A 25,773-nucleotide genomic window follows, 5' to 3' on the forward strand; every position below is an offset into this window, starting at 1 on the left:
GCCCTTCGGGCAGGTCATACGGTGGGGAACACGAAGGCCCCTTGTGGCTGGGAGCCCGAACCAAAAGCACGCCGCTGCGCGGCGAAGAGCGCCGCGCTTCGCGCGGAGTGGTGCGCGGCGGGGGTGCGCGGCGGGGGTGCGCGGCGGGGGTGCGCGGCGGGGGTGCGTTGTCAGGCGTCTTCGAGGCCGACTTCGAAGGCTGCCTCGGTGTCCCGCTTCGAATAAGACCGGAACGAGATGTGGGTGTCCGTGTTCAGCACGCCGGGGACCTTCGAGATTCGGCCCGGCACCAGGTCGGCCAGGTCCTCGTGCTTGGCGACCTTCACCAGGGCGATCAGGTCCACGTCGCCGGCGCACGAGTACACCTCCGTGACGCCCTCGATGTCGGCGATCGCCTGTGCCGCGTCCGGGATGGTCTCGGCGGCGGCCTGGATCAACACGATCGCGGTGATCACGGCGGTCCTCCTGGTCATGTCGACGGTGGTCCACATGCTAGTGGGCCGGGTCCCGGTAGAGATCTCGGCCGGCTTCCGCGCGTTCCACCCACGCGCGCCACGTCGCCGCCGCGTGGGCCGGGGACGACCAGGGCTGGTCGCAGTAGACGAGACGGGTGCCGGGGCGGTCCAGCCAGCGGAGGATGACGCCGGTTTCCTCCGGGGGCGCGCCGAAGAGGGGGCCTTCGCCGGGGACCACCGTCTCCGCCGCTGCGACCAGGGCGTCCACGACCGGCATCGGGCGGATGCCGCGTTTGGCCACGCCGGCGGAGGCGAGCCTGCCGTGGCGGACCACGGCGAACTGCCAGCCGCCCTCGCCGTCCGGTCGTGCGGCCACCAGTTGGGGCAGCGCGGCCAGGCCGGCCAGGCGTTGACCTCGATCCAAGGCCCTGACCAGGGACGCCAGGCGGTCGCGGTGGGTGGCGGCGTCCTCGAAGCGGTGGACGTCGGAGAGCACGTCCAGGTGGGTGGCCATCACCCGCAACGGGGCGGTGTCCCGGCCCGCGACCAGCGCGCGCAGGGCGGTCACGGCCGGGGTGTACTCGTCCACCGACTGGAGGCCGGCGCACGGGGCCTTGCAGCGGCCCATCTCGAAGCGGGCGCACGGGGTGCCGGTCGGGCGGCGGGCGGAGATGCGTTGGGAGCACGAGCGCAGGGGGACCGCGTCCAGGAGGGCGTCCAGCGCCGTCTCGGCCTGGCGGCGGGAGCGGAACGGGCCGATCGCGCCCGCGCGCGGCGTGCGGACCAGGGACAGGCGGGGGAACGCCTCGTCGGTCAGGGTCAGCCACCACGAGCCGGCCTGGTTCTTGGACTTCCGGTTGTACGCCGGCTTGTACGCGGTGATCAGGCGCAGTTCGCGGACCTCCGCCTCCAGCGGGTGGGCGCACACGATCCCGTCCACCCGGACGGCCAGCGCCACCATCTCGCGCAGCCGCCGGCGGCCCTCGGAGGCGGTGAAGTACTGCCGGACCCGTCTTCGGAGGTCGGACGCGGTGCCGACGTAGAGGACCTCCTCGCTCGGCCCCCGGAACAGGTAGACGCCCGGTTCGGACGGCAGGTGCGCGGCCATGTGCCGCTTGCGCCGCTGCTCGGGCGTCACCTCGGGCAGGTAGGCGAGCAATTCCTCCAGCGAGTGCACGCCGAGGTTGCCGACGCGCTCCAGCAGGTGGTGCAGCACCTCGACGGTGGCCTGGGCGTCGGTCAGCGCCCGGTGGTTGGGGATCGTCGAGACGTTGAACAGCTGGGCCAGCGCGGACAGCCGGCAGCTCGGGGCCTCGTCGCGGGACAGCACCCGCCGGGCGAGCTTCACCGTGCACACCACGGTCGGCTTCGGCCACCGGTACCCGTGCCGCTCGCACGCGGCCTTGATGAACCCGACGTCGAAGCCGGAGTTGTGGGCGACCAGCACCGCGCCGGCGGCGAACTCCAGGAACGCGGGCAGCACGGTGGCGAGGCGCGGCGCGCCGGTGACCATGACCTGGGTGATCCCGGTCAGGGCCACGACCTGCGGCGGGATACCACGTTCGGGATCGACCAGCGTGGAGAACGTGCCGAGCACTTCGCCACCCCGCACCTTCACCGCGCCGATCTCGGTGACGGCGTCCTCGGTGTTGCTGCCCCCCGTGGTCTCCAGGTCGAACACCACGAAGGTGGTGTCGCGCAACGGGGTGCCCAACTCGTCGAACGAGAGCTGGGACGGGGCCGTGGTGGTCATCGGAACGCACCCTAGCGGTGGGGACCGACAGAAAATGACCACTCCGTGGAGTCGCAGGTGAGACGCGGTCGGTGCGGGGTCGGGCGGGGCCATACCCTGTACGGGTGCAAGACCCGATAGCGCCCGCCGACGAGCCCGTCACCGGGGAGACCGGAGAGCCGGACGCGCCCGTCGAGTCCACTGTGGACTGGGGGGTGCTGCCGGAGCCGCTGCGCGCCCGGCTGGCGGAGCTCAGCGCCGACGCGCTCGGCGACCTGGCGAAAGTCGACGTGCCGCAGCAGTTGCGGGCGGTCGCGCGGTTCGCGCCGACCAAGCGGGCCCGGTTGGGCGCGGCGGTGCTGCTCAGCGGGTTGCGGAACTCGTCCACGTTCCGCGCCGCCGTGGTGGAGTGGTTGCGGCGCAACCGGCCGGCCGCGCTGGAGACCACCGCGCCGGACCCGGTCGCGGCGGGCGCGGCGGCGATCCTGCAGAACGAGGAGGTCGCGCCGCACTACGTCGAGCTGGTCACCCGTCGCGCCACCGAGGCCCACCTGCGGAGCGAGCGCGACACCGCCGTGCAGCGCGCCGAACGGCTGGAGCAGGAGCTGGAGCGGCTCAAGGCCGAGCGCGCCGAGTCGACCGGGATCGCGGACAAGATCCGCGAGGAGGCCGACGTCGAGCTGGAACGGCTGCGCAAGCGCCTGCGCGAGCAGGGCGTGCGGCTGCGCGAGGCCAAGGACGCCGCCGAGGCGGCCAAGGCCCAGGCCGAACGGGTGCGCGCGGCGGCGGAGGACGAGGTGCGCAGGCTGGCCGCCGAACGCGACCGCGAACGCGAGCGCGCCGAGAACGAGCGGGCCAAGGCGCAGCGGGCCGAGGCCGACGCCGAGGTGGCCCGCCAGTCCGCCAAGGAGGCCCGCCAGGCCGACGAGGTCCGGCTGGCGCTGCTGGTGGACACCCTCGACGGCGCGGTCAACGGCCTGCGCCGGGAACTGGCGCTGGGCGGCGCGGGACCGCGCCCGGCGGACCTGGTGCGGGGCGCGAGCGCGGCGCAGGGCGCGGTGGGCCGGGTGGAGGACCCGGCGGCGCTGGACCGGCTGCTGGCGCTGCCCGCCGTGCACCTGATCGTGGACGGCTACAACGTCACCAAGACCGGCTACCCGGAGCTGTCGCTGTCCGACCAGCGCGACCGGCTGGTGCACCAGCTCGCCGTCCTGGCCGCGCGCACCGGGGCCGAGGTGACGCTGGTGTTCGACGGCGCGGGCGTGGTGGCCGTGCCGACCAGCGCGCCGCGCGGGGTGCGGGTGCTGTTCAGCGACCCCGGCGTGCTGGCCGACGACGTGATCCGCGCGCTGGTGACGGCCGAGCCGGAGGGCCGTCCGGTGGTCGTGGTGACCTCCGACCGGGCGGTGGCGGACTCCGTCCGGCGGCGGGGCGCGCACCCCGTGCCCTCGGCGGTGCTGCTGGCCCGGTTGGGCCGGGTGTGACACGCGTCGTGTTTTTCACACCACGGGCGGTCACACCCCGAGGTCAACGGTGGGCCGTTCGGGGAAATCGGTCAAGGGGAACGGTTTTCCGGACCCCGTGGCTGGACGTGGGGCCTCACCTTTCGTAACCTGGCCGAGATCTCGCGGCGGGCAGCCGTCCAGCCTGGGCGGCGACGCGAGTTCACCGCCGAATCGGCCTGTCGGGGTGCCGAGCCGGTCCAAGCGAGTTCGGGACTGTCGGGTAGCCGCGCGTGCGCGTGCCCGTCCGGTAGGCGGTTGAAGACCCGTTAGGAGTGACACGCGACTGTGGCGTCGCAACGACTCAAGCGCGGTGTGCGCGGGGCGATCGCGGCCACGGCGGTGGCCGCCGCTGCGGTGGGCCTCACGGCACCCGTTCCCGCCGGTGCGCAGCCGAACACGGCTTCCGACGCGCTGAAGAAGTACAACGAGCTGGCCGAGGAGGCCACCAAGCTCAACGAGGAGCTGCTGCGGGCCGAGGAGGCGCGGGAGAAGAACCAGGCCGCCCTCGACCAGGCCAACGCGCAGCTCGCGCAGGCCGCCGCGGCCGGTGACCAGGCCCGCAAGGACGAGGAGGCCTTCCGCGTCCAGGTCGACAAGCTGACCGAGGCGTCGTTCGAGGGCGCGCGGTTCAACCAGCTCTCGGCGTTGCTGGTCAGCGACTCGCAGCAGGACTTCCTCAACCGCATGTCGGCGCTGGGCGTGCTGGCGGCGGACAACAACGAGGCCCTGGACAAGCTGTCCGGCGCGGTGCAGGCGGCCGACCAGGCGCGCTCCAGCGCCGCCGACGCGCAGGCCAAGGCGCAGCACGCGACCGACGAGGCCGCGAAGATCGCCGAGGACGTCAAGAAGCGCCAGGAGGCGCTGGAGGGCCAGATCACCGAGGTCAAGGCCCAGCTCAACCGCTTGACCGCCCAGGAGAAGGGCGTGCTGCGCAACCCCGGCGACATGTCCAACATCGCCGTGCCCGCGGGCGCGGCCGGTCAGGCGCTGGCGTTCGCGCTGGAGCAGCGCGGCGACATGTACCGCTACGGCGCGACCGGCCCGGACCTGTGGGACTGCTCGGGCCTGACGTCCAAGGCGTACGCGTCGGCGGGCGTGACGATCCCGCGCACCTCCAACGGCCAGGCCGGCGCCGGCCGTCCGGTGAGCCGCGGCGAGGTCACCGCGGGCGACCTGATCATCTACAACGGCGGCAACCACGTCGCCATGGCGGTGGACAACGCCCGAGTGGTGCACGCGTCCACCGACGGCGTGCCGGTGAAGATCGTGGACCTGGAGGACCCGGGCTCGATCTACGCCATGCGCCGCATCGCGGGCTGACAGCTAGTGTTGGACAGGGCCATCCCCGTGTCGGGGGTGGCCCTGTTCGGCTTCGGGAGGGTCGTGGGGCGCGTTCGGGTGCTGTTGGCCATCGCGGTGACGATGACCTTCTTGACCGGGCTCGGGCTGGCCGTGACCCCGGCGGAGACGCCCGCGCCATCGGTTGTGGTCGCCGACCCGCGTGAGCAAGCCGTCCACGATCTGCTGGAGCGGCGGGCGCGGGCGGTGTTGGAGCGGGACGAAGCGGCGTTCACCGCCGACCTGGACCCGCGGGCCGACCCGGACTTCGTCCGCCGGCAGCGGGAGCTGTTCCGCAACCTCGCCGCCGTGCCGCTGGGGGAGTGGGAGTACCGGCTGGAGGGCGAGACGAACCTCGCCGGCATCACGCCGCCCGCCGCCGACCAGGTGTGGGCGCCGGACGTGCGGCTGGCCTACCGGCTGCGCGGCGTGGACGTCGTGCCCAGCACGCAGCCGATGGCCTACCTGTTCACCCGGCGCGGTGACCGGTGGTTCCTCCACTCCGACACCGCCCTGGAGCCGCTGGGCAAGCGCACCTGGCGCGGTCCGTGGGACTTCGGGCCGTGCCACGTGCTCACCGGCACCGGCGGGTTCGTGCTCAGCCACCCCGGCGGCGAGCCGCTGGCCGCGCGGGTGCTGGCCGAGCTGGACACCGCCGTGGACACGGTGACGCGGGTGTGGGGCCCGGCGTGGTCGCGGCAGGTGGCCGTGCTGATCCCGGCGGACGTCGAGGAGATGCGCGCCCTGGTCGGGCCGGGGTTCGCCGACGGGTCCATCGCCGGGGTGGCGGTGGCCGACCGGGTGGACGCCGAGACGCACACCGCGCAGGGCCAGCGGGTCGTGCTGAACCCGACAGGGGCGAGCGTGCTGTCCCCGCTCGCGCTGCGGGTGTTGCTGCGGCACGAGATCACGCACGTGGCCGCGCGCGGCGAGACCGTGGACGGCGCGCCCATGTGGCTGCTGGAGGGCTTCGCGGACTACGTGGGCTACCGGGGCAGCGACGTGCCGCCGCGCAAGGCCGCGCCGGCGCTGGCCGCCCTGGTGCAGCGGGAACTGCCGACCCGGCTGCCCGCCGACGCGGACTTCCGGGGGCCGGGCATGGAACTGGCCTACCAGCAGTCGTGGTCGGTGAACCTGTACCTGGCGCAGCGGTTGGGCGAACCGGGCCTGGTCGCGCTGCACCGCCGCGTGGCCGGCGCGGGCCGGGTGTCGCCGGAACGCCTGGACGCCCTGGTGCGGGAGGCCACCGGCGAGGACGTGGCGGGCCTGGTGCGGGGCTGGCAGGCGTTCCTGCGCGCGGCCTTCCCGTAACGTGGGGCGGGTGCGTCGGACCCTGCTGGTGACCAATGACTTCCCGCCCCGGCCCGGTGGCATCCAGGCCTACCTGCACGCCCTGGCCACCCGCCTGCCGGACCTGGTGGTGTACGCGCCGTCGTGGGAGTCGCCGTCCGGTTCCCACCCGGAGTTCGACGCGGCCCAGCCGTTCCCCGTGGTGCGCCACCCCGGGACGCTGATGCTGCCCACCCCGGACGTGGTGAAGCGGGCGTCGGACATCATGCGCGCGGAGCGGTGCGAGGCGGTGTGGTTCGGCGCGGCGGCCCCGTTGGCGCTGCTGACGCCGTGGCTGCGCAAGGCGGGCGCGGCGCGGGTCGTGGCGTCCACGCACGGCCACGAGGTGGGCTGGTCGATGCTGCCGGCCGCGCGGCAGTCGTTGCGCGCCATCGGTTCCTCGGTGGACGTGGTCACCTTCGTGAGCCGCTACACCAGGTCCCGCTTCGCGGCGGCGTTCGGCCCGATGGCGGCGCTGGAACACCTGCCGTCCGGTGTGGACACGTCGGTGTTCGCCCCGGACCCGGTGGCGCGGTTGGAGATCCGCGCCCGTCACGGGTTGGGCGACCGGCCGGTGGTCGTGTGCGTGTCCCGCCTGGTGCCGCGCAAGGGGCAGGACGTGCTGGTCCGGGCGTTGCCCGAGATCCGGCGGCTGGCCCCGGACGCGGCGCTGCTGCTGGTGGGCGGCGGGCCGTACCGGAAGTCGTTGGAGCGCTTGGCGCGTTCGGTCGGGGTCGAGGAGCACGTGGTGTTCACGGGGTCGGTGCCGTGGGCCGAACTGCCGGCGCACTACAACGCCGGTGACGTCTTCGCCATGCCCTGCCGGACGCGGGGGCGCGGGTTGGACGTCGAGGGGTTGGGGATCGTCTACCTGGAGGCGTCGGCTACCGGGTTGCCCGTGGTGGCTGGGCGGTCGGGCGGGGCGCCGGAGACCGTGCGCGATGGGGTTACCGGGGCTGTGGTGGATGGACGGGCGGTGGCGGCGGTGGCGGCTGAGGTCGGGCGGTTGCTGGCGGATCGGGAGTTGACCGCGAAGATGGGCGAGGCGGGGCGGGACTGGGTTACCCGGGAGTGGCGTTGGGACGACCTTGCCTCCCGGTTGGTGGGTCTGATCGACGGCTGAGGTAAGAGCGGAAGCGAAGAGCGGACGATCAAGAGCGGAGAGCGGAGAGCTAAAAGCGAAGAGCTAAAAGCGGCGCTCGCCGCGCGGCAGGCCCCCGGGGGTGGAAGGGCGTCGGTTCGTTCCCCGTACGGCCTGCCGGAGGCAACCACCCTTCAGCCTTCTTTGCAACCGGTGAAGCGTGGTTGCAAAGAAGGCTGAAGCGCGGTTGGGCTGCGCCCAGGCCGTACGGGGAACGAACCGAGGCCCTTCCTGTGGCTTGGCAGCCCGTGAGTGCTTACCGCGGCTCGGTCAGGGGTGGGTGGCCAGGGTTAGGAGGGTGGTTGCCAGTTCGGTTCGGGCGGCTGCCTCGATGAGTTTCAGGCCGTGGGTGGTGGCCAGGTCTGCCGCTCGGGTCGCCAGGGCTTTGGCTTCCACGGGTTCGCCGCGCAGGCGTCGGACGCCGGCCAGGCCGACCAGGGCGTTGGCCTCGCCGAAGCGGTAGCCGATGTGGCGGGCCTTGGTCAGGGCCTGTTGGTACTGCTCGTCCGCGGTGCGCAGGTCGTGCTTGGCCCGGTGGATCGCGCCCAGGACGACCAGGACGTTCGTGGTCGTGCGTTGGTCGCCGTCCTCGGCCAGTTCGGCGAGGGCCCGGTTGGCCAGGGCCAGCGCGGTGTCGGGGGCGCCCAGGTCCAGGTGGACCGCGGCCTGGTTCTCCAGGGCTCGGGCGGTCGCCTCGCGGAAGCCCGCCTCGGTGCTCAGGCGCAGGGCCTCGTCCAGGTGGGACAGGGCCTCGTCCAGGTTGCCGCGCAGGCGGTGCGTCAGGCCGAGCAGGGTCTCGGACGAGATCCGGCACGCCTGGTGGCCGCGTTCGGTGCTGATGGACAGGGCCTCGGTCAGCAGGTCCTCCGCCTCGGCCAGCTCGCCCGTGTCGATCGCGAGCACGCCCAGGCCGGTCAGGACCGCCGCCTCGCTCTTCGGGCAGCCCGCCTCGCGGGTCAGGGCCAGGCACGTCTCCAGGTCGTTGCGCGCGCCCGCCAGGTCGCCGGCGTCCAGTCGCACCAGACCGAGGTTGCCGCGCACGCCCGCTTCGGAGATCTGGTCGCCCGCCGCCCGGTGCAGCTCCACCGCCCGGGTGTAGTGGGCGATCGAGGTGGGGAAGTCGCCCAGGCGCCAGTGCAGGGTGCCCAGGTTCTGGTGCATCGCGGCCTGGCCCGCCCGGTCGTGGTGGGCGGAGGCCGCGTCCAGGCCGTAGCGGGCGGCGGTGAGCCACTCCGTGACGTGCTTGCCGATCCACAGGTAGCCGCGCAGGCCGTCGGCCAGGCGCCAGGAGACGTCCGCCGGGCCCTGCTCGGCGGCTGAGCGGATGGCGGCGGTCAGGTTCGCGCGTTCCGCGTCCAGCCACGTCCTCGCCTGGGCGGCGGTCTCGATGCGGGGCGGGTGGACCGGGGTGTCGTCGGCCGGCGGGAGGCGCATGAGGTCCGGGTAGAGCAGTTCGGCGCAGTGGTCGACCGCCCGCACGTAGAACCGGAGCAGGCGTTCGCGGGCCGCGCGGACCTCCTCGGCGGGGAGCGGGTGGCCGGGCAGGGCGTCGTGGCGGCGGTACCGGCCGCCGTGGGCCTGGACCAGGCGGGCGGCGGCGAGCTGGTTGAGCAGGGTGGCGGCGGCGTCCACCGGGAGGGCGGCGGCGTTCGCGACGGCCTCGGCGGTGGTGTCCGGGCCGGGGACGACGGCCAGCAGGCCGAACAGCCGGCGCGCGGCGGCGGGCAGGGCGTCCAGGGCGGCCTCGACCGGGTCGCGGTCGCCCAGGCGGGCCAGGAACCGGGGCGCGGGTCCGGCCGCCGCCGCCACGCGCAGGGTCAGCGGGAGGCCGCCGCAGCGCTCGGCCAGCTCGCGCGCGGCCGGGCCCGTGTCGCCGAGCAGTTCCAGGGACTCCTCCGGGGACAGGACGTCCAGGGCGACCCGGCGGGCGCCGTCCACGGCGATCAGGCCGCGCAGGTCGTCGCGGCTGGTCACCAGCACCGGGCAGTCGGCCGTGCCGGGCAGCAGCGGGCGGACCCGGTCGGGGGCGGCGGCGTCGTCGAGGACCAGCAGCATCCGGCGGCCGGCCAGGAGCGTGCGGAACAGGGTGCCTTGCTCGTCGGGGTCCACCGGGATCTGCTCGGGCGGCACGCCCAGGGCGCGCAGGAACCGGGTCAGCACGTCCGCCGTCGCCGGTCCCCGGCCGGACCCGCGCAGGTCCGCGTACAGCCGCCCGTCCGGGAACCGGTCGCGCAGCCGGTGCGCCACGTGCACCGCCAGCGCGGTCTTGCCGACGCCCGCCGGGCCGGTCACCGCCACCACGGGCACCGCCGTGCCGGTCGGGGCGATCAGGTCGGTGACGCGGGCGACGGCGTCGGCGCGGCCGGCGAAGTCCGGCACGTCCGGCGGCAGCTGGTCGGGCACGTCCGGGTCGGGCGGCGCGCTCGGGGCGGCCAGCGCCGGGTCGCCGACCAGGATCGCCCGGTGCAGCGCGCGCAGCTCGGGACCGGGGTTGGGGGCCTGCCGGAACGCCTCCAGCGCCTCGGCCTGCCGGCTGCACCGGTAGAGCGCGGTCATCAGCTGCGCCCGGAACCGGTCGCGGTGCGGGTGGTCGGCGGTCAGCGCGCGCAGGGCCGGCACCAGGCGCTCGTGGTGGCCCAGCGCCAGTTCGACGTCGTTGCGACCTTCGTGGACGGTCAGCAGCCGCTCGGCGAGCCGGGTCGCCTCGTCGCGGCGCAGCGCCTCGGACGGCACGTCGACCAGCGCCGGCCCGCGCCACAGGGCGAGCGCGTCGGCGTAGAGGTCGGCGGCGCGGGCGGCCTCACCGGCCAGCGCCGCGCGGCGCGCGAGATCGGCCGCGGTGGTGAACCGGTGCACGTCAACCCGCTCCGGTGGCACCACCAGGCGGTAGCCGTCGGCGGTCGTGCGGATGAGCGAAGCGTCCCCCAGCAGTTGCCGCAGGCGCATGACGTAGGTCTGGAGGGTGCCCCGCGTCCGGGCCGGCGGGTCGTCGCCCCACAGGAACCCGACCAGCTCAGCGACGCCCACGACCCGACCCGCACGCAGCGACAACGCCGCGAGCAACGCCCGGTGCTTGCCGGCGCGCACCGGCACGGGTCGGTCGCCCATGCGCACGTCGAGGGGGCCGAGCAGCCCGAACCACGGACCCGACCCGACAGCCATCCCGTCCGTTCCCCGCCCTCCGCGCGTGGCCGCTGACGGCACGAGTCATCGCCGCGTCAGCGATACGACAGCGCGCTCCGGCAGTCTTGAGCACGTCCCGGTTGGGGGACCGGGACAACAGAACTTCTCGAATCCGCGCCAGCGGATAACGAACACTGGGGGTCGAGTGGCCCGCACCGGGCTCGGTGCGGGCCACTCGTCTGTTCCCGGGCCACTGTAGCGCCGATCACACCGCCACGGTCTCAATTGGCACGACTTCCGACCGCGGTCCCGCCCACCTCGTGCGGTCGACGGGACCGGTCGGCCGGTCAGGCCGAGTAGATGGCCTCGATGTCCTGCTTGTACGTGCTGGCGACGACCGCGCGGCGCAGCTTGAGGCTCGGGGTCATCTCGCCGCCGGCCTCGGTGAAGTCCACCGGCAGGATGCGGAACTTCTTGATCGCCTCCGCCTTGGACACCGCCTGGTTGGCCTCGTCCACAGCGGCCTGGATCGTCCCGCGCAGCGTGTCGTCGTCGATCAGGTCCGCGACCGTGGCCGACGCCGGCTTGCCGTTCTGCTCCTTCCACGCCGGGAAGAACTCCGGGTCGATGGTGATCAGCGCGCCGATGAACGGCTGCGCGTCGCCGACGACCATGCACTGGCTGATCAGCGGGTGCGCCCGGAGGCGGTCCTCCAGCACGGCGGGGGAGACGTTCTTGCCGCCGGCGGTGACGATGATCTCCTTCTTCCGGCCGGTGATCTTCAGGTAGCCCTCGTCGTCCAGCTCGCCCAGGTCGCCGGTGTGGAACCAGCCGTCCTCCAGGGCCTCCGCGGTCGCGGTCTCGTTGTTCCAGTAGGACCGGAACACGATCTCGCCCTTGATCAGGATCTCGCCGTCCTCGCCGATGCGCACCGACGTGCCCGCGACCGGCCGGCCGACGGTGCCCACCCGGAACGCCGACTCGGTGTTCACGCACGCCGCCGCGCTGGTCTCGGTCAGGCCGTAGCCCTCCAGCACCGGCACGCCGACGCCGCGGAAGAAGTGCGCCAGCCGCTCGCCCAGCGGTGCGCCGCCGGACACCGCGGCGATGCACCGGCCGCCCAGCGCCGCCTGGAGCTTGGAGTAGACGAGCTTGGCGAACAGCGCGTGCTTGACCTTCAGGCCCAGGCCCGCGCCGCCGTTGGACTGCGCCTGGCTGTAGGCGACGGCGGTCGCCTCGGCGGCGTCGAAGATCTTGCCCTTGCCGGCGGCGTGCGCCTTCTGCTTCGCGCCGTTGTAGACCTTCTCGAACACGCGCGGCACGGCCACCACGAAGGTCGGCCGGAACGACTGGAGGTCCTCGACCAGGTTCTTCACGTCCGCGGTGTGGCCCAGCGTCACGCGCGTGTAGACGCCGCACAGGGCGATCGCGCGGGCCAGGATGTGCGCCAGCGGCAGGAACACCAGCAGGGAGCTGCCGGCCTGCATGAGCTGCGGGAACGCGGCGATGTCGGCGCGCACCTCGGACAGCAGGTTGCGGTGGGTCAGCTCGCAGCCCTTGGGCTTGCCGGTGGTGCCGGAGGTGTAGACGATCGTCGCCGTGTCGTCCGCGCCGACCTCCTTGCGCCGCGCGCGGGCGTCGTCGTCGGTCACCGACGCGCCCAGGGCGGTCAGCTCGTCGATCGCGCCCGCCGAGTCCGCGTTGGGACCGTCGAGGGTCCACACGTTGCGCACCTCGGGCAGGCCCGCGACGACGGAGTCGACGGTCGCGCGGTGCGCCGGGGTCTCCACGACCACGGCCTTGGCCGCGGAGTCGGACAGGATCCACTCGACCTGCTCGGCCGAGGAGGTCTCGTAGATCGGCACGGTCACGCCGCCCGCCTGCCAGATGGCGAAGTCGAGCAGGGTCCACTCGTAGCGGGTCTTCGACATCAGACCCACCCGCTCGCCGGGCTGCAGGCCCGCCGCGATCAGGCCCTTCGCGACCGCCAGCACCTGGGCGGCGAAGTCGCGGGCGGTCACGTCCACCCAGGTCCCGTCGACGCGGCGGCGGAAACTGACGGCGTTGCCGAAGCGCTCCGCGTTGGCCCACACCATGTCGGTGAGGTTCTCCTCGGCGGCCACGGTCGCTGTGGCCGGGACGCTGAACTCGCGCACGTCAACCTCCGGACGGTTGTTTGTTACCGGTGAGGCAACTTAGCGTGTGATTCCGGCGATAAACAGGCCGGCGGACTGTTCCGTGACCGTGTCGTGGCACTCTTCCCACCCGTGCCGAGCGTTGACGTGGTGGACGAGACGTTCCTCGCAGTGCCTCCCGAGGTGGTCGCGGGGGCCTTCGCCGACCCCTCCGACTGGGCGCGGTACTGGCCCGACCTCATTCTGGACGTCTACCTCGATCGGGGCATCCAGGGACTGCGCTGGACGGTGGCGGGGGCGTTGGTCGGAACGATGGAGGTGTGGTTGGAGCCGGTGCTCGACGGGACGCTCCTGCACTACTTCCTGCGGGCCGACCTCCGCGGCGAGGCGACGCCCAAGCGGGTCCGGCAGGAGGTGCGCCGCCGCCAGTTGGCCGCCAAGGAGGTCTCGCTGGGCCTCAAGCTGGCCCTGGAAGGCGGCCGGCCGCCCGGGGTGGCGCCGGCGCTGCCGTAAATTCGGTGGTTGTGCGGGTACATGTCGTCTCGGACGTCCACGGCAACGCCGAGGCCCTCGCCCGGGCGGGCGACGGCGCGGACGCGCTGGTGGTCCTGGGGGACCTGGTCGACTTCGTCGACTACTACGACCACGGCAAGGGCATCCTCGGCCGGGTGTTCGGGCCGGAGAAGGTCGAGGTGTTCGCGCGGCTGCGGCGCGGCCGGATGGGCATGGAGACCGTCCACTACATGCGGTCGCTGTGGGACAGCCTGGACGACGCCGAGTCCGTCGTGCGCGAGGCCGTGCTGGAGCAGTACGCCGAGCTGTTCGCGGCGATGAGCGCCCCGACCTACGCCACGCCGGGCAACGTCGACAGCCCCGACCTGTGGCCGTCGTTCGCGCGCGAGGGCGTGCACGTGCTCGACGGCGAGTCGGTGGACATCGGCGGGCTGCGGTTCGGGTTCGCCGGCGGGGCGATCAGGTCGCCGGGGCACGTGCGGCGGCCGGGCGCGCCGTGGTACCCGTACCTGCGCACGGACGACGAGTTCGGGGCGGCGCTGGCCGGGCTGGGCGAGGTGGACGTCCTGTGCACGCACGTGCCGCCGGCGGTGGCCGAGCTGACCTACGACGTGGTGGCGCGGCGGCCCGAGTTGGGGTCGGTGTCGCTGCTGGAGATGATCGGGAAGACCGGGCCGCGGTGGTCGGTGTTCGGGCACGTCCACCAGCCGATGGCGAAGCGGGTCCGGGTGGGGTGGACGGAGTGCGTGAACGTTGGTCACTTCCAGCGAAGCGGCACGCCCCACGTGTTGCGATGGTGACGAGGACCGTGAGGCCGCCGTCGGCTTGTCGCGTGGCCTTTCCCGCCGATCAGCTTTTCCGATCGGCGGGAAAGGCCACGCGATGAGCCGACCCCCGGGCGGCCGAGCCGCCGCGACGGAGTCGCGGCAGTTCAACACTGTTAGCCTGCCCGACATGGCCGACGAGTCCACCCAGTCCATCGTGATCGACGCTGATCCCGCGAAGATCGTCGCGGTGATCGCCGACTTCGCCGCCTACCCCGAGTGGGCCAACGGCGTGAAGCGCACCGAGGTGCTGGAGACCGGGGCGGACGGGTACGCGGCGCAGGTCAAGTTCAACATCGACCAGGGGCCGATCAAGGACGAGTACGTGCTGGCCTACGACCGGTGGTCCGAGCAGCGGGTCTCGTGGCACCTGGTCAAGGGGCAGATGCAGAAGTCCCAGGAGGGCAGCTACGCCTTCACGCCGCGCGGCGGCTCGACCGAGGTCACCTACACGCTGTCGGTGCAGCTGGTCGTGCCGATGATCGGCCTGTTCCGCCGCAAGGCGGAGAAGATGATCATGGACACCGCGTTGAAGGAGCTCAAGCGCCGGGTGGAAAACGCTGGATGAGCGCGCGCCTGCTGCTGTTCACCGGTAAGGGCGGGGTCGGCAAGACGACCCTGGCCGCCGCTACCGCCGCCGCGCTGGCCGCCGGCGGGCGCAAGGCGCTGGTCGTGTCCACCGACCCGGCCCACTCGCTGGGCGACGCGTTCGGCGTGCCGCTGGGCGGCGCGGTGGCCGAGGTGGACGGCGGGCTGCACGCCGCCCAGATCGACCCCCGCGCGCTGGTCGACGACGCGTGGCGCGAGCTGCGCGGCCACCTGCGCACGGTGCTCGCGGGCGCGGGCGTGGACGAGCTGGCCGCCGAGGAGCTGACCGTCCTGCCGGGCGTGGAGGAGCTGCTGGCGCTGGCCGAGGTGCGGCGGCTGGTCGGGACCGGGCCGTGGGACGTCGTGGTCGTGGACTGCGGGCCGACCGCCGAGACGCTGCGGCTGCTGGCGCTGCCCGAGGCGCTCGGGTCCTACCTGGAACGGCTGTTCCCGACGCACCGGCGCGTGGTGCGCGGGCTGCTGGCGGGCCTGGCGGGCAGCACGTCGGTCGAGCGCTGGGACGCCACCGCGGACGCGCTCGGGCGGCTCGCGGAGAGCCTGGAGCAGCTGCGCGTGCTGCTGACCTCGCCCGCCACGAGCGTGCGGCTGGTGCTCACGCCCGAGCGGGTGGTCGCGGCCGAGACGCGGCGGACGGTGACCGCGCTGGCGTTGCAGGGCATCCGGGTGGACGGCGTGGTGGCCAACCGGCTCGTGCCGCACCCCGGCGCGGCGCGCGGCGCGGCGGCGACGTGGCTGCGGACCCGGCGGGCCGAGCAGGACGCGGTGCTGGCGTCGCTGGCCGACCTCGGCGCCGTGCGGACGGTCGAGCACCGGGCGGGCGAGCCGGTCGGGCTGCCGGCGCTGCTGGAGATCGCCGCCGCCCTCTACGGCGACGGCGACCCGCTGGAGGGCGCGGCGGCGGAGGGGCCGCTGGTGGACGTCGTGCGGGTGGACGACGAGTACGAGCTGCGGCTGGCCGTGGCGGTGGGGGATTCGGACCTGGATCTGGTGCGCGTGGGCGACGACCTCGCGGTGACCGTGGACGGGCGGCGCAAACTGGTCGCGCTGCCGTCGTTGCTGCGGCGGTGCGTGGTGGTCGGCGCGGAACTGGACGACACCGGGTTGGCGGTGCGGTTCCGCCCCGACCCCGACCTCTGGATGCGGTGATGGACCCCAAGCTCGCCGAAGAACTGCGCCTGCTGCTCGACGCCGCCGCCGAGCGCGCCCAACCGTGGCTGCACCGGCTGTCCGGGGAGGCCGGTGAGCACGACCCGGGCACGTGCGGGTGGTGCCCGCTGTGCAACGCGGTGGCGTTGGCGCGCGGGGAGCGGTCGGAGCTGGCGGCCAAGGCCGCCGAGCACGTGGCCGGGTTGATCGCGGTGCTGCGGGCGGCGTTGGCCGAGCCCGAGCCCGCGCCGCCGGAGCGCCCCGCCGAGGACGGGCCGCGGGTGCAGCGCATCCCCGTGGTGCGGAAGTCCTCGCCTTGCTGACCGTCGGTGTCGACGTCGGCGGGACCAGCGTGCGGGCCGGGGTGGTCGACGCCGACGGGGCCGTGCTGGACACCGCGCGGGCCGCCACGCCGTCGGGCGAGGAGGCGTTGGAGGAGGCGATCGGGGCCGCGGTCGCCGAGGTCGCGTCCCGGCACAAGGTGTCCGCGGTCGGGCTGGCGGTGGCCGGGTTCGTCGCGCCGGACCGGCGGACCGTGCGGTTCGCGCCGCACCTGGCGTGGCGCCAGGCCCCGGTGGCGGACCGGATCGCCCAGCGGGTCGGGCTGCCGGTGGTGCTGGAGCACGACGCCAACGCGGCGGCGCTGGCCGAGCACCGGTTCGGCGCGGCGCGCGGCGCCCGGATCGCGGCGCTGGTCGCGATCGGGACCGGCATCGGCGGCGCGTTGCTGATCGACGGCGAGGTGTTCCGCGGCGCGCACGGCGTCGCGCCGGAGCTGGGGCACCTGCGGCTGGTGCCGGACGGGCGGCCCTGCCCGTGCGGCAAGAACGGGTGCTGGGAGCGGTACTGCTCCGGGACGGCGCTGACCACGACCGCGGTGGAGCTGCTGGCGCGGCACCCCGGGGTCTCGACCCTGATGGCGCGCGAGGCGCTGGGCGACTCGCGGGCGGTGACCGGTCGGCGGGTGGCGGCGGCGGCCCGCGACGGCGACCCGCTCGCGAAGCGCGCGATGGCCGACCTGGCGCGGTGGCTGGGCGAGGGCCTGGCGCTGGTGGCCGACGTCTACGACCCCGAGGTGGTCGTGATCGGCGGCGGGGTGTCGGAGTCCGCGCCGCTGTTCCTGGACGACGCGCGCGAGCGGTACGCGGCGGTGGTGACCGGCGCGGGGCACCGGCCACTTTCCCGAATCCGGACGGCGCAACTGGGCGATGACGCCGGCATCGTCGGGGTGGCGACGTTGGCCCGGGAGTTGGCACCTGCCCGTTCGACGCGCAACGGCAGGCGCTGACGCGGTTCGGCGCGCCGGGTCCGGGGAACGCTCTACAGGACCGCCCCGTCGTCCCACCCGGAGTCCTGCGGAGGGCCGTTGCGGATGCGGAGCACCAGCCAACCGGCGCCCGAACACAGCACGATCAGGGCCAGCGGGGTGCCGATGCCGGCCGTCAGGCCGAACAGGCCCGGTGCGACCAGGAGGACCACGCCGAGCAGCATGAGGAGGAGGGCGGCGATCGTGCCGGCACGCAGAGCGGGCAGCGGAGGCGGTTCCGGCGGCACGAAGTGGTCGTCCGGGTCGTCGTCCTCGTCGTCGTCGGCCGTGGCCACGGCCGGCTGCCCCTCCGGCCGCGTGGGCTTGACGGGTTCGGCTTCGGCGTCGTCGACGTCGAACGCGTCGTCGTCGGGCTCGGACCACGTCCGGCCCACGCCTTCGCGTTCGAGCCCGGCCACGATCTCGGCGAACGCGGCGTCCACGTCCTCCGGGCCGTCCGTCGAGTCCCGTCGGGAGTTCATCGGCGTGTTCCAACCCCTCCAGGCGCGTCCTCTGCCAGGGTTCATCGTCCCACGAGCCCGTTGTGTTGCGGATTACGGCGACCGGTGGGACTTGCGACCGTACCGCCTGAACGCGGGTCTTCGTTGTGCCTGGTGCGGTCGCATCCGTACGCTGGCCGCCGGGGAAGAGAAGCACGTCGAGGAGGCGCTCCCAGCGGTGCTCTACTGGTTGATGAAACACATCTTTCTCGGGCCACTGTTGAACCTGTTCTTCCGACCGAAGATCATCGAGGGCGCCGAGAACATCCCGAAGGAGGGCGGGGCGATCCTCGCCTCCAACCACCTGGCGGTCTCCGACTCGTTCTTCCTCCCGCTGAAGCTCTCCCGGCGGGTCACGTTCCCCGCCAAGATCGAGTACTTCACCGGCAAGGGCCTCAAGGGCGCCTTCCAGCGCTGGTTCTTCTCCGGCGTCGGCCAGGTGCCGATCGACCGGTCCAGCGCGTCGGCCGCGCAGGCGGCGCTGGACACCGGCGTGCGCATCGTCCGCGAGGGCAAGCTGCTGGGCATCTACCCCGAGGGCACCCGCTCGCCCGACGGCCGCCTCTACAAGGGCAAGGTCGGCGTCGCGTGGATCGCGCTGGAGTCGGGCGCCCCGGTCATCCCGGTCGCGATGTTCGGCACCGACAAGGCCAACCCGATCGGCTCCAGGATGTGGAAGCCGTACCCGATCCGGATCAAGATCGGCAAGCCGCTGGACTTCTCCCGCTACGCCGGGCTGTCCGGGGACCGGTTCGTGCTGCGCTCGATCACCGACGAGATCATGTACGCCCTGATGGAGCTGTCCGGCCAGGAGTACGTGGACGTCTACGCCGCCAAGGCCAAGGAGCAACCGGCGTCCGACGCGGACCGGCTGCCCGAGACGAAGGCGGGCTGATCGAGCCGGGCTCGGGGTCGCCGGCGGGCACCCCTAAGGTTGGCGGGTGCGGTTCTTCTACGACTGTGAGTTCATCGAAGACGGGGTGACCATCGACCTCGTCTCCATCGGCGTCGTCGACGAGGAAGGCCGCGAGTTCTACGCAGTCTCGACCGAGTTCGACCCGGACAAGGCCGGCCCGTGGGTGCGGGCCAACGTGCTCAACCAGTTGCCGCCGCCCGCGGACAAGGCGTGGCGCAGCCGCGAGCGCATCCGGCGCGACCTGCTGGAGTTCCTCGGCGGACCGAAGGCCAACCGGGACGACATCGAGCTGTGGGCGTGGTTCGCCGCCTACGACCACGTCGCCCTGGCCCAGCTGTGGGGTCCGATGCCGGCGCTGCCGCGCTGCCTGCCCCGGTTCACCCGGGACCTGCGGCAGCGCTGGGAGGACGTCGGCAAGCCCCGCCTGCCGCAGGCGCCCGCCGACGCCCACGACGCCCTCGCCGACGCCCGCCACAACCTCGCCCGCTGGAAGGTGATCGAGGCCGAGCGACTGCGCCGCGGGTTCGCCGTCCGCTAGGTGGACCCTGCCTTGCTGCACCGATCCAGGTCGTGTCAGTCTTGGGTGACCCACGCCACGAAGAGATTGGTAAGCAAATGCGCATCGGTGTGCTCACCGGCGGTGGTGACTGTCCCGGGCTGAACGCGGTCATCCGCGCGGTCGTCCGCAAGGGCATCGAGGTCCACGGCTGGGAGATCGTGGGGTTCCGCAACGGCTGGCAGGGTCCCGTCGAGGGCCTGACCAAGCCGATCGGGCTCGCTGACGTCGAGGACATCCTGACCCGGGGCGGCACCATCCTGGGTTCGTCGCGCACCAACCCGTACAAGATCGAGGGTGGTGTCGACCAGATCCGCAAGGTGCTCGCCGACCAGGGCGTCGACGCGCTGATCGCGATCGGCGGCGAGGACACCCTGGGCGTGGCCAAGCGGCTGACCGACGACGGCATCGGCGTCGTGGGCGTGCCGAAGACCATCGACAACGACCTCGGCGCGACCGACTACACCTTCGGCTTCGACACGGCGGTGCACATCGCCACCGAGGCCATCGACCGCCTCCGCACGACCGCCGAGTCCCACCACCGGGCCCTGGTCGTGGAGGTCATGGGCCGGCACGCGGGCTGGATCGCGCTGCACTCGGGCCTCGCGGGCGGCGCGAACGTGATCCTGGTGCCGGAGCGGGAGTTCAGCGTCGAGAAGGTCGTCGAGTGGGTGGAGCGGCGGTTCGAGCGCCAGTACGCCCCGATCATCGTCGTCGCCGAGGGCGCGGTGCCCGAGGGCGGCGCCGAGGTGCTGCACTCCGGTGAGAAGGACGCGTTCGGCCACGTCCGGCTGGGCGGCGTCGGCACCTGGCTGGCGGAGGAGATCGCCGAGCGGACCGGCAAGGAGTCACGCGCGGTCATCCTGGGCCACACCCAGCGCGGCGGCATCCCGACCGCCTACGACCGGGTCCTGGCCACCCGCTTCGGCCTGCACGCGGTGGACGCGGTGGCCGAGGGCGACTTCGGCGTCATGGTCGCGCTCAAGGGCACGGACATCGTGCGGGTGAAGCTGTCCGAGGCGACGGCGGAGCTGAAGACGGTGCCGCTGGAGCGGTACGCGGAGGCCGAGGTCTTCTTCGGCTGAGCTGTTCTTCCGAAGGGGTTCCCGGACGGACCGCCGATCCGTCCGGGAACCCCTTCGCGTCGGGTCTGAACGCTCCGGGGGACGGGTCAGAACGCTCCGAGGGACAGGTAGGCCGCGAACGTGCCGAGCCAGTGCTCGGCGTAGTACCCGTGGCCGAAGACGTACCGCAGGCCCGCCTCGCGGTGCTCCTCGGCCGACGTCAGCGCCGCCTCCCGGTACCGGTGCCCGGCCGGCAGCGCCTCGCCGATGGCCCGCCAGCACCACGCCCGGGACAGGGCGAGCCCGACCAGGTGCGAGCCGTACGGGTCACCCGGGTTGTCCACGGGGACCGGTTCGCGCAGCACCTTCCAGCGCGCCTCCTCCAGGTCCGGCAGGAACGCCTCGAACCACGTCGGGAAGTCGGGCAGGACCCGGCGCACCAGGTCCGCCTCGGTCAGCGCCGGGGACAGGAAGTCCGCCGCGTCCGGTTCGAAGCCGCCGTAGCCGCGGTCCTCGCGGTGCCAGCGCAGCGCGGCCTCCTCGCAGGCCCGGGCCAGTTCGGTGTCGCCGACCGCGCGGGCGGCGTCCAGCACGAGACCGGTCGCGAAGGCGGTGTTGGCGTGCGTGCCGGCGCGGATGGGCAGCCGCGCGTGGGACACCCATTCGAGGAACCGGTCGCGGATGACCCGCGACAGCGGCTCCAGGCTCCACGGCGCCGCACCCCACGTCCGCAGCTCGGCGTCGAGCACCAGCAGCCACGCCCACCCGTAGGGCCGCTCCCAGTACCCGCCCATCGGCCCGGCGAAGAAGTCCGCCTCGGTCCGGCAGCCCTCGGGCGTGATCAGGGTGTCCAGCGCGTGTCGGGCCTGGTCGGCGCCGGTGAGCGAGGGGCGCAGGCGCAGCAGGCGCACCACCAACCACGTCTGGTGCACGCACGAGTGCCAGTCGAACGACCCCGCGAACACCGGGTGCAGGACCCGCTGCGGGACCAGGCCCGCGTCCGAATCGATCACGTGCGTCCAGTGGACGGGGTGGTCGCGCAGGACGTTCTCGGTCGCGGTCGACAGGAGGCGCTCCGCCGTGTCGTCGTCCACCAGGTGGTCATCCGCAGGGGTGACGGGCATGACGCTCATCATGCCGAGGCCAACCCGCCCCCGTCTCTCAGTGTGGACGGCCTACCCTTAACACGTGAACTGGACTGTGGACGTGCCCGTGGACACGCTTCCCGAGCTGCCGCCGCTTCCGCCCGAGCTTCGCAAGCGACTGGACGACGCCCTGGGCCGCCCCGCGGCGCAGCAGCCCGAGTGGCCGGACGCCGAGCAGGTGCGCCGGGTGCGCGCGGTGCTGGAAAGCGTGCCGCCGATCACCGTGCCCGCCGAGATCGACCGGCTGCGGGACAACCTGGCCGAGGTCGCGCGCGGCGAGGCGTTCCTGCTCCAGGGTGGCGACTGCGCGGAGACGTTCGCGGACAACACCGAGCCGCACATCCGCGCCAACGTCCGCACCCTGCTCCAGATGGCCGTCGTGCTGACCTACGGCGCGAGCCTGCCGGTGGTGAAGATCGGCCGCATCGCGGGCCAGTACGCCAAGCCGCGCTCGTCCAACATCGACGCGCTGGGCCTGCCGTCCTACCGCGGCGACATCGTGAACTCGCTGGTCACCACGCCCGAGGCGCGCATCCCGGACCCGTCGCGGATGATCCGCGCGTACGCCAACGCGGGCGCGGCGATGAACCTGCTCCGCGCGATGACCAGCGCCGGCATGGCCGACCTGCACCGGCTGCACGAGTGGAACAAGGACTTCGTGCGCACCTCGCCCGCCGGCGAGCGGTACGAGGCGCTGGCCGCCGAGATCGACCGGGGCCTGCGGTTCATGTCGGCGTGCGGCGTGGACGACTCGTCGCTGCACACCACGGAGATCTTCGCCTCCCACGAGGCGCTCCTGCTCGACTACGAGCGGGCGTTGCTGCGCATGGACACCACCGGTGAGCAGCCGAAGCTGTACGACCTGTCGTCGCACTTCCTGTGGATCGGCGAGCGCACCCGCCAGCTCGACGGCGCGCACATCGCGTTCGCGGAGCTGCTGGCCAACCCGATCGGCCTGAAGATCGGCCCGACGACCACGCCGGAGATGGCGGTCGAGTACGTCGAGCGCCTGGACCCGTACAACCAGCCGGGCCGGTTGACGCTGATCAGCCGCATGGGCAACGGCAAGGTGCGCGACGTCCTGCCGGCGATCGTGGAGAAGGTCACGGCGTCGGGCCACCAGGTCATCTGGCAGTGCGACCCGATGCACGGCAACACCCACGAGTCCTCCACCGGCTACAAGACCCGGCACTTCGACCGGATCGTGGACGAGGTGCAGGGCTTCTTCGAGGTGCACCGGCGGCTGGGCACGCACCCGGGCGGCATCCACATCGAGCTGACCGGCGAGGACGTGACCGAGTGCCTGGGCGGCGCGCAGGAGATCTCGGACATCGACCTGGCCGGCCGCTACGAGACCGCCTGCGACCCGCGGTTGAACACGCAGCAGTCGCTGGAACTGGCGTTCCTGGTGGCGGAGATGCTGCGCAGCTGACGCGCTGAAGCTCGACCGAGACGCCCCGGCCGGTCCTCGGAGGATCCGCCGGGGCGTTCCGCGTTCAGACCACCCGAGCCAACCGCCTGCCGAGCGCTGCCGCGCCGAGCGCCGCCGCCGCCGAGCCGAGCGCCGCCGAGCCGAGCGCCGCCGCCGAGCCGAGCGCCGAGCCGAGCGAGCGCCGCCGAGTTGAGCGCCGCCGAGTTGAGCCGGCCGCTCGCCGCGCCGGGCTTGCGCCGCCGAGCCGAGTGCCGCCGCCGAGTCGAGCGAGCGCCGGGCAGCCATGTGCCGCCCGGCGCTCGACGTGCCTCAGACGGCGATCAGGACGATCTTCGTGCCCCTCGGCACGCGTTCGCCGCCCCGGATCGACTGGTTCACCACGGTGGCCCGGTCGCGGTTGTTGAACTGGACCTCCACGTCCAGGCCGGCCTTCTGCAGCTCTTCCTTCGCTTCCTTGACCTTCTTGCCCTCGACGTTGGGCACCAGCACGCCCCGGTCGGCCGCGATGATCACGGTCACCCGCTTGTCCCCGGTCAGGGTCGTCCCGGCCGCCGGGTTGGTGCGCACCACCCGCCCGCCGTCCACCTCGCCGGACGGCTCCTGCGGCCCCTCCACCGGCTCGAAGCCCGCCGCCGACAGCTCGGCGAACGCCTCGTCCTTCGTCTTGCCCTTCACGTCCGGCACGGGTTTGGGCTCGACGCCCTTGCTCAGCACGATCGTCACCGTCGTGCCGATCTCCACCGGCGTGCCGGGCGCGGGCTTGAGCGTCACCACCTTGCCCTTGGGCACGCGGTCGCTGAAGGCGTCGTCGGCCGGGTTCAGCTGGGACTTCAGGCCCGCGGACGCGATCTCCTTCTCCGCCACCGCCGTCTCCGACCCGGCCGTCACCTGCGGCACGACGGGCTTGCCGCGCGACACCACGACCTTCACCAGGTCGCCCCGGGTCAGTTCGGTCCCGGCCGGCGGCTCGGTGCGCAGGACCTGGCCGTTGGGCACGTCGTTGCTGTTCTCCGTGCTGACGGCGGTCTTCAGGGCCGCGTCCTCGATGATCGAGGTGGCGACCTCCTGCTCCTTGCCGACCACGTCCGGCACCGCGGCGACCTTGCCGATGGACAGCCACCACGTCGTCAGGCCGATGACGATCGCGGCCACGACCACGATGCTCAGCCACGTGATCAGCTGCTTCTTGCCGCGCGCCCGCATCTCCTCCTGGATCTGCTCGGGCGTCTTCTTGCGCGGCGGGCGCTTGGGGCGCGGCTTGGGGCCGCCAGGGCCACCAGGAGCACCGACACGGCCGGGAACGGGCGGACTGCCGCCGGGCGGGGTGCCGGTGGCGGGGTCGGCCGGCAGGCCGCGGGGCATCGCCATGGTGCCCTGGGGGCCGGCCGTCTCCGGCCGGCGCACGGGGACCGTCGGTTCGGCGAACGCGACGGCGGTCGTGGCGCCCACACCCACGGGCTGCACGCGGACCGTGGCCGGTTCCGCGGCCGGGTTGAGCGGGGCGATGGCCGTGGCCTCCGCCGACGAGCCCGGCGAGCCCGGCGAGCCCGGCGCACCGGACGCACCCGGGAACGCGGGCGGGGCCGCGGCCACGGTCGGCACGTCCACCGCCGCGATGCCCAGCATGGCCCGCGCCGTCTCGACCTCCGACAGGAACGACTCCGCGTCGGCCGGCCGCAGGAACGGCTCCTTGCGCGTCGCCCGGCGGACCAGTTCCGCGACCTCGGCGGGCACCCCGGGCACCGGCGGGACCTCGTCGTTGACGTGGCGGTAGGCCACCGAGATGGCGTTCTCGCCCACGAACGGCGGCGCGCCGGTCAACATCTCGTACAGCAGCACGCCGGCCGCGTAGACGTCGCTGCGGGCGTCCGCCGAGCCGTTGGCCACCTGTTCGGGTGACAGGTAGGCGACGGTGCCGAGGATGGTCGTGTTGTCGCTGGTGATGCCGGGCGTGGACACGGCCCGGACCAGGCCGAAGTCCGCCACCTTCACCGCGCCGCCGCGCCCGATGAGGACGTTCTCCGGCTTCACGTCCCGGTGCACCAGGTCGGCCCGGTGGGCCGCCGCCAGGGGCGAGAGGACGCGCTCCAGCACCGTGAGGGCCAGCGGGACGTCCAGCTTGCCGCGCTGGTTGAGCAGGTCGCGCAGCGTGCCGCCCTCGACCAGCTCCATCACGAGGTACACGCGGTCCTCGTCCACGCCCTGGTCGTGCACCGCCACCACACCGGGGTGGTGCAGCCCGGCCGCCGCCCTCGCCTCGCGCTCGAACCGCGCCACGAACTGCGGGTCGGAGGAGAACTGGGGGTCCATGACCTTGATCGCCACCGGCCGTTCCAGGCGCGTGTCGACACCCCGGTACACGGTGGACATGCCTCCGCGTGCCACCAGGGCGCCCACTCGGTAGCGCTGCTCTAGCAGCCCGCCGATCACGTTCGTCGCCGACCTTTCCACAGCCGTGGATCGTACGGTGGGGTGGAACCGACCGATGCCGTGCGCTGCGAGCATCCCGACCCGCGTGTGGGATCCGTGTCAAAGTCGCACGAAACAGGGGGTGTCCGGGAGGCGACCCGCGGGTGTACCGCGACCACCCGGTTGGCGCAGGGCGTTGCTCCTCGCGTTGTGGCATGGTGGCGCCTGTGAGTGCGATTCCTGCCGCTGCGGATGTGCTGGCTCCCGACCTGGAGGTGCTCGACCTCCCGCAGGTCGCCGAGCGTCTCGGCTTGCCGATCAACCGTGTCCACCAGTTGCTGCGCGACGGCCAGTTGCTCGCCGAGCGCCGCAACGGTGTCCTCGTCGTCCCCGCCGCATTCCTCGCCGCCGGAGGCGTGGTGAAGGGGCTGCCCGGCACCATCACGGTGCTGCGCGACTCCGGTTACTCGACCGATGAGATCCTGCGTTGGCTGTTCACCGAAGACGACACCCTGCCGGGCACGCCCATCGAGGCGTTGCGCGGCGACCGCGGCCGCGAGGTCAAGCGCCGCGCCCAGGCCATGGGTTTCTGACA

22 protein-coding genes are annotated in these 25,773 nt (G+C 73.3%); 15 read left to right on the plus strand and 7 right to left on the minus strand.

Going from position 1 to position 25,773, the window contains the following annotated elements; translation table 11 throughout:
- Positions 1–170: 170 nt before the first annotated feature.
- The gene (locus AB0A74_RS20465; RefSeq protein WP_309112925.1) at positions 171–455 is read right to left on the minus strand and encodes an Lrp/AsnC ligand binding domain-containing protein; all 285 of its coding nucleotides are present in this window, start codon (positions 453–455) and stop codon (positions 171–173) included.
- Between the two features lie 37 nt (positions 456–492).
- Positions 493–2,208, minus strand: a complete 1,716-nt coding sequence (locus tag AB0A74_RS20470) for a DEDD exonuclease domain-containing protein (protein ID WP_358251515.1) — start codon at positions 2,206–2,208, stop codon at positions 493–495.
- Positions 2,209–2,390: 182 nt separating this feature from the next.
- Here AB0A74_RS20470 and AB0A74_RS20475 point away from each other — a divergent pair, with 182 nt between their 5' ends.
- The 4 genes from AB0A74_RS20475 (at position 2,391) to AB0A74_RS20490 (ending at position 7,482) form a co-directional block, all read left to right on the plus strand.
- Entirely contained in the window at positions 2,391–3,671 is a 1,281-nt protein-coding gene (locus AB0A74_RS20475; protein WP_358251611.1) for an NYN domain-containing protein, read from the plus strand.
- Positions 3,672–3,977: 306 nt separating this feature from the next.
- On the plus strand, positions 3,978–5,012 hold the full coding sequence (locus AB0A74_RS20480; protein WP_358251517.1) for an NlpC/P60 family protein: 1,035 nt from the start codon (positions 3,978–3,980) through the stop codon (positions 5,010–5,012).
- A 63-nt stretch (positions 5,013–5,075) separates the two neighbouring features.
- Entirely contained in the window at positions 5,076–6,341 is a 1,266-nt protein-coding gene (locus AB0A74_RS20485; protein ID WP_358251519.1) for a hypothetical protein, read from the plus strand.
- A 10-nt stretch (positions 6,342–6,351) separates the two neighbouring features.
- Entirely contained in the window at positions 6,352–7,482 is a 1,131-nt protein-coding gene (locus tag AB0A74_RS20490) for a glycosyltransferase family 4 protein (RefSeq protein ID WP_358251521.1), read from the plus strand.
- 288 nt (positions 7,483–7,770) lie between these two features.
- Here AB0A74_RS20490 and AB0A74_RS20495 read toward each other — a convergent pair whose 3' ends face one another.
- Both AB0A74_RS20495 and AB0A74_RS20500 read right to left on the minus strand, forming a co-directional pair.
- Complete coding sequence (locus AB0A74_RS20495; RefSeq protein ID WP_358251522.1) at positions 7,771–10,662, minus strand: BTAD domain-containing putative transcriptional regulator; 2,892 nt, start codon at positions 10,660–10,662, stop codon at positions 7,771–7,773.
- Between the two features lie 308 nt (positions 10,663–10,970).
- Complete coding sequence (locus AB0A74_RS20500) at positions 10,971–12,779, minus strand: long-chain fatty acid--CoA ligase (protein WP_358251524.1); 1,809 nt, start codon at positions 12,777–12,779, stop codon at positions 10,971–10,973.
- A 111-nt stretch (positions 12,780–12,890) separates the two neighbouring features.
- Here AB0A74_RS20500 and AB0A74_RS20505 point away from each other — a divergent pair, with 111 nt between their 5' ends.
- The 6 genes from AB0A74_RS20505 to AB0A74_RS20530 all read left to right on the plus strand — a co-directional run bounded on the left by AB0A74_RS20505 (position 12,891) and on the right by AB0A74_RS20530 (position 17,138).
- The gene (locus AB0A74_RS20505; protein WP_358251526.1) at positions 12,891–13,271 is read left to right on the plus strand and encodes a polyketide cyclase / dehydrase and lipid transport; all 381 of its coding nucleotides are present in this window, start codon (positions 12,891–12,893) and stop codon (positions 13,269–13,271) included.
- An 11-nt stretch (positions 13,272–13,282) separates the two neighbouring features.
- Positions 13,283–14,071: a metallophosphoesterase gene (locus AB0A74_RS20510; RefSeq protein ID WP_358251528.1), complete on the plus strand. Its 789-nt coding sequence runs from the start codon at positions 13,283–13,285 to the stop codon at positions 14,069–14,071.
- 154 nt (positions 14,072–14,225) lie between these two features.
- Positions 14,226–14,663, plus strand: coding sequence for an SRPBCC family protein (locus tag AB0A74_RS20515; RefSeq protein ID WP_358251613.1), 438 nt, complete (start codon positions 14,226–14,228; stop codon positions 14,661–14,663).
- The gene (locus tag AB0A74_RS20520; RefSeq protein ID WP_358251529.1) at positions 14,660–15,850 is read left to right on the plus strand and encodes an ArsA family ATPase; all 1,191 of its coding nucleotides are present in this window, start codon (positions 14,660–14,662) and stop codon (positions 15,848–15,850) included. Before AB0A74_RS20515 ends, AB0A74_RS20520 begins: the two co-directional genes overlap by 4 nt.
- Positions 15,850–16,173, plus strand: a complete 324-nt coding sequence (locus AB0A74_RS20525; RefSeq protein ID WP_358251530.1) for a hypothetical protein — start codon at positions 15,850–15,852, stop codon at positions 16,171–16,173. Before AB0A74_RS20520 ends, AB0A74_RS20525 begins: the two co-directional genes overlap by 1 nt.
- The gene (locus tag AB0A74_RS20530; RefSeq protein WP_358251531.1) at positions 16,167–17,138 is read left to right on the plus strand and encodes an ROK family glucokinase; all 972 of its coding nucleotides are present in this window, start codon (positions 16,167–16,169) and stop codon (positions 17,136–17,138) included. The genes AB0A74_RS20525 and AB0A74_RS20530 overlap by 7 nt, the downstream gene beginning before the upstream one ends.
- A gap of 32 nt (positions 17,139–17,170) precedes the next feature.
- On the opposite strand, the gene AB0A74_RS20535 is transcribed toward AB0A74_RS20530, so the two are convergent.
- Positions 17,171–17,638 (minus strand): hypothetical protein, encoded by a 468-nt coding sequence (locus AB0A74_RS20535; protein ID WP_358251532.1) that lies wholly within the window; start codon positions 17,636–17,638, stop codon positions 17,171–17,173.
- Between the two features lie 196 nt (positions 17,639–17,834).
- On the opposite strand from AB0A74_RS20535, the gene AB0A74_RS20540 reads away from it, so the two are divergent.
- The 3 genes from AB0A74_RS20540 (at position 17,835) to AB0A74_RS20550 (ending at position 20,213) form a co-directional block, all read left to right on the plus strand.
- The gene (locus AB0A74_RS20540) at positions 17,835–18,551 is read left to right on the plus strand and encodes a lysophospholipid acyltransferase family protein (RefSeq protein WP_358251533.1); all 717 of its coding nucleotides are present in this window, start codon (positions 17,835–17,837) and stop codon (positions 18,549–18,551) included.
- A gap of 46 nt (positions 18,552–18,597) precedes the next feature.
- Positions 18,598–19,110, plus strand: coding sequence for a polyadenylate-specific 3'-exoribonuclease AS (locus AB0A74_RS20545; protein ID WP_358251534.1), 513 nt, complete (start codon positions 18,598–18,600; stop codon positions 19,108–19,110).
- 77 nt (positions 19,111–19,187) lie between these two features.
- Positions 19,188–20,213: a 6-phosphofructokinase gene (locus tag AB0A74_RS20550; protein WP_358251535.1), complete on the plus strand. Its 1,026-nt coding sequence runs from the start codon at positions 19,188–19,190 to the stop codon at positions 20,211–20,213.
- 86 nt (positions 20,214–20,299) lie between these two features.
- Here the strand turns inward: AB0A74_RS20550 and AB0A74_RS20555 are convergent, their stop codons facing one another.
- On the minus strand, positions 20,300–21,316 hold the full coding sequence (locus tag AB0A74_RS20555; RefSeq protein ID WP_358251537.1) for a DUF2891 domain-containing protein: 1,017 nt from the start codon (positions 21,314–21,316) through the stop codon (positions 20,300–20,302).
- A gap of 64 nt (positions 21,317–21,380) precedes the next feature.
- On the opposite strand from AB0A74_RS20555, the gene AB0A74_RS20560 reads away from it, so the two are divergent.
- On the plus strand, positions 21,381–22,769 hold the full coding sequence (locus AB0A74_RS20560; RefSeq protein WP_343936136.1) for a class II 3-deoxy-7-phosphoheptulonate synthase: 1,389 nt from the start codon (positions 21,381–21,383) through the stop codon (positions 22,767–22,769).
- 309 nt (positions 22,770–23,078) lie between these two features.
- Here AB0A74_RS20560 and AB0A74_RS20565 read toward each other — a convergent pair whose 3' ends face one another.
- On the minus strand, positions 23,079–25,220 hold the full coding sequence (locus AB0A74_RS20565; RefSeq protein ID WP_358251539.1) for a PASTA domain-containing protein: 2,142 nt from the start codon (positions 25,218–25,220) through the stop codon (positions 23,079–23,081).
- Positions 25,221–25,405: 185 nt separating this feature from the next.
- Here AB0A74_RS20565 and AB0A74_RS20570 point away from each other — a divergent pair, with 185 nt between their 5' ends.
- The gene (locus AB0A74_RS20570) at positions 25,406–25,771 is read left to right on the plus strand and encodes an Rv2175c family DNA-binding protein (RefSeq protein ID WP_309112905.1); all 366 of its coding nucleotides are present in this window, start codon (positions 25,406–25,408) and stop codon (positions 25,769–25,771) included.
- Positions 25,772–25,773 lie beyond the last annotated feature (2 nt).

The organism is Saccharothrix sp. NPDC042600 (assembly GCF_040647305.1).
GTDB lineage: Bacteria > Actinomycetota > Actinomycetes > Mycobacteriales > Pseudonocardiaceae > Actinosynnema > Actinosynnema mutabilis.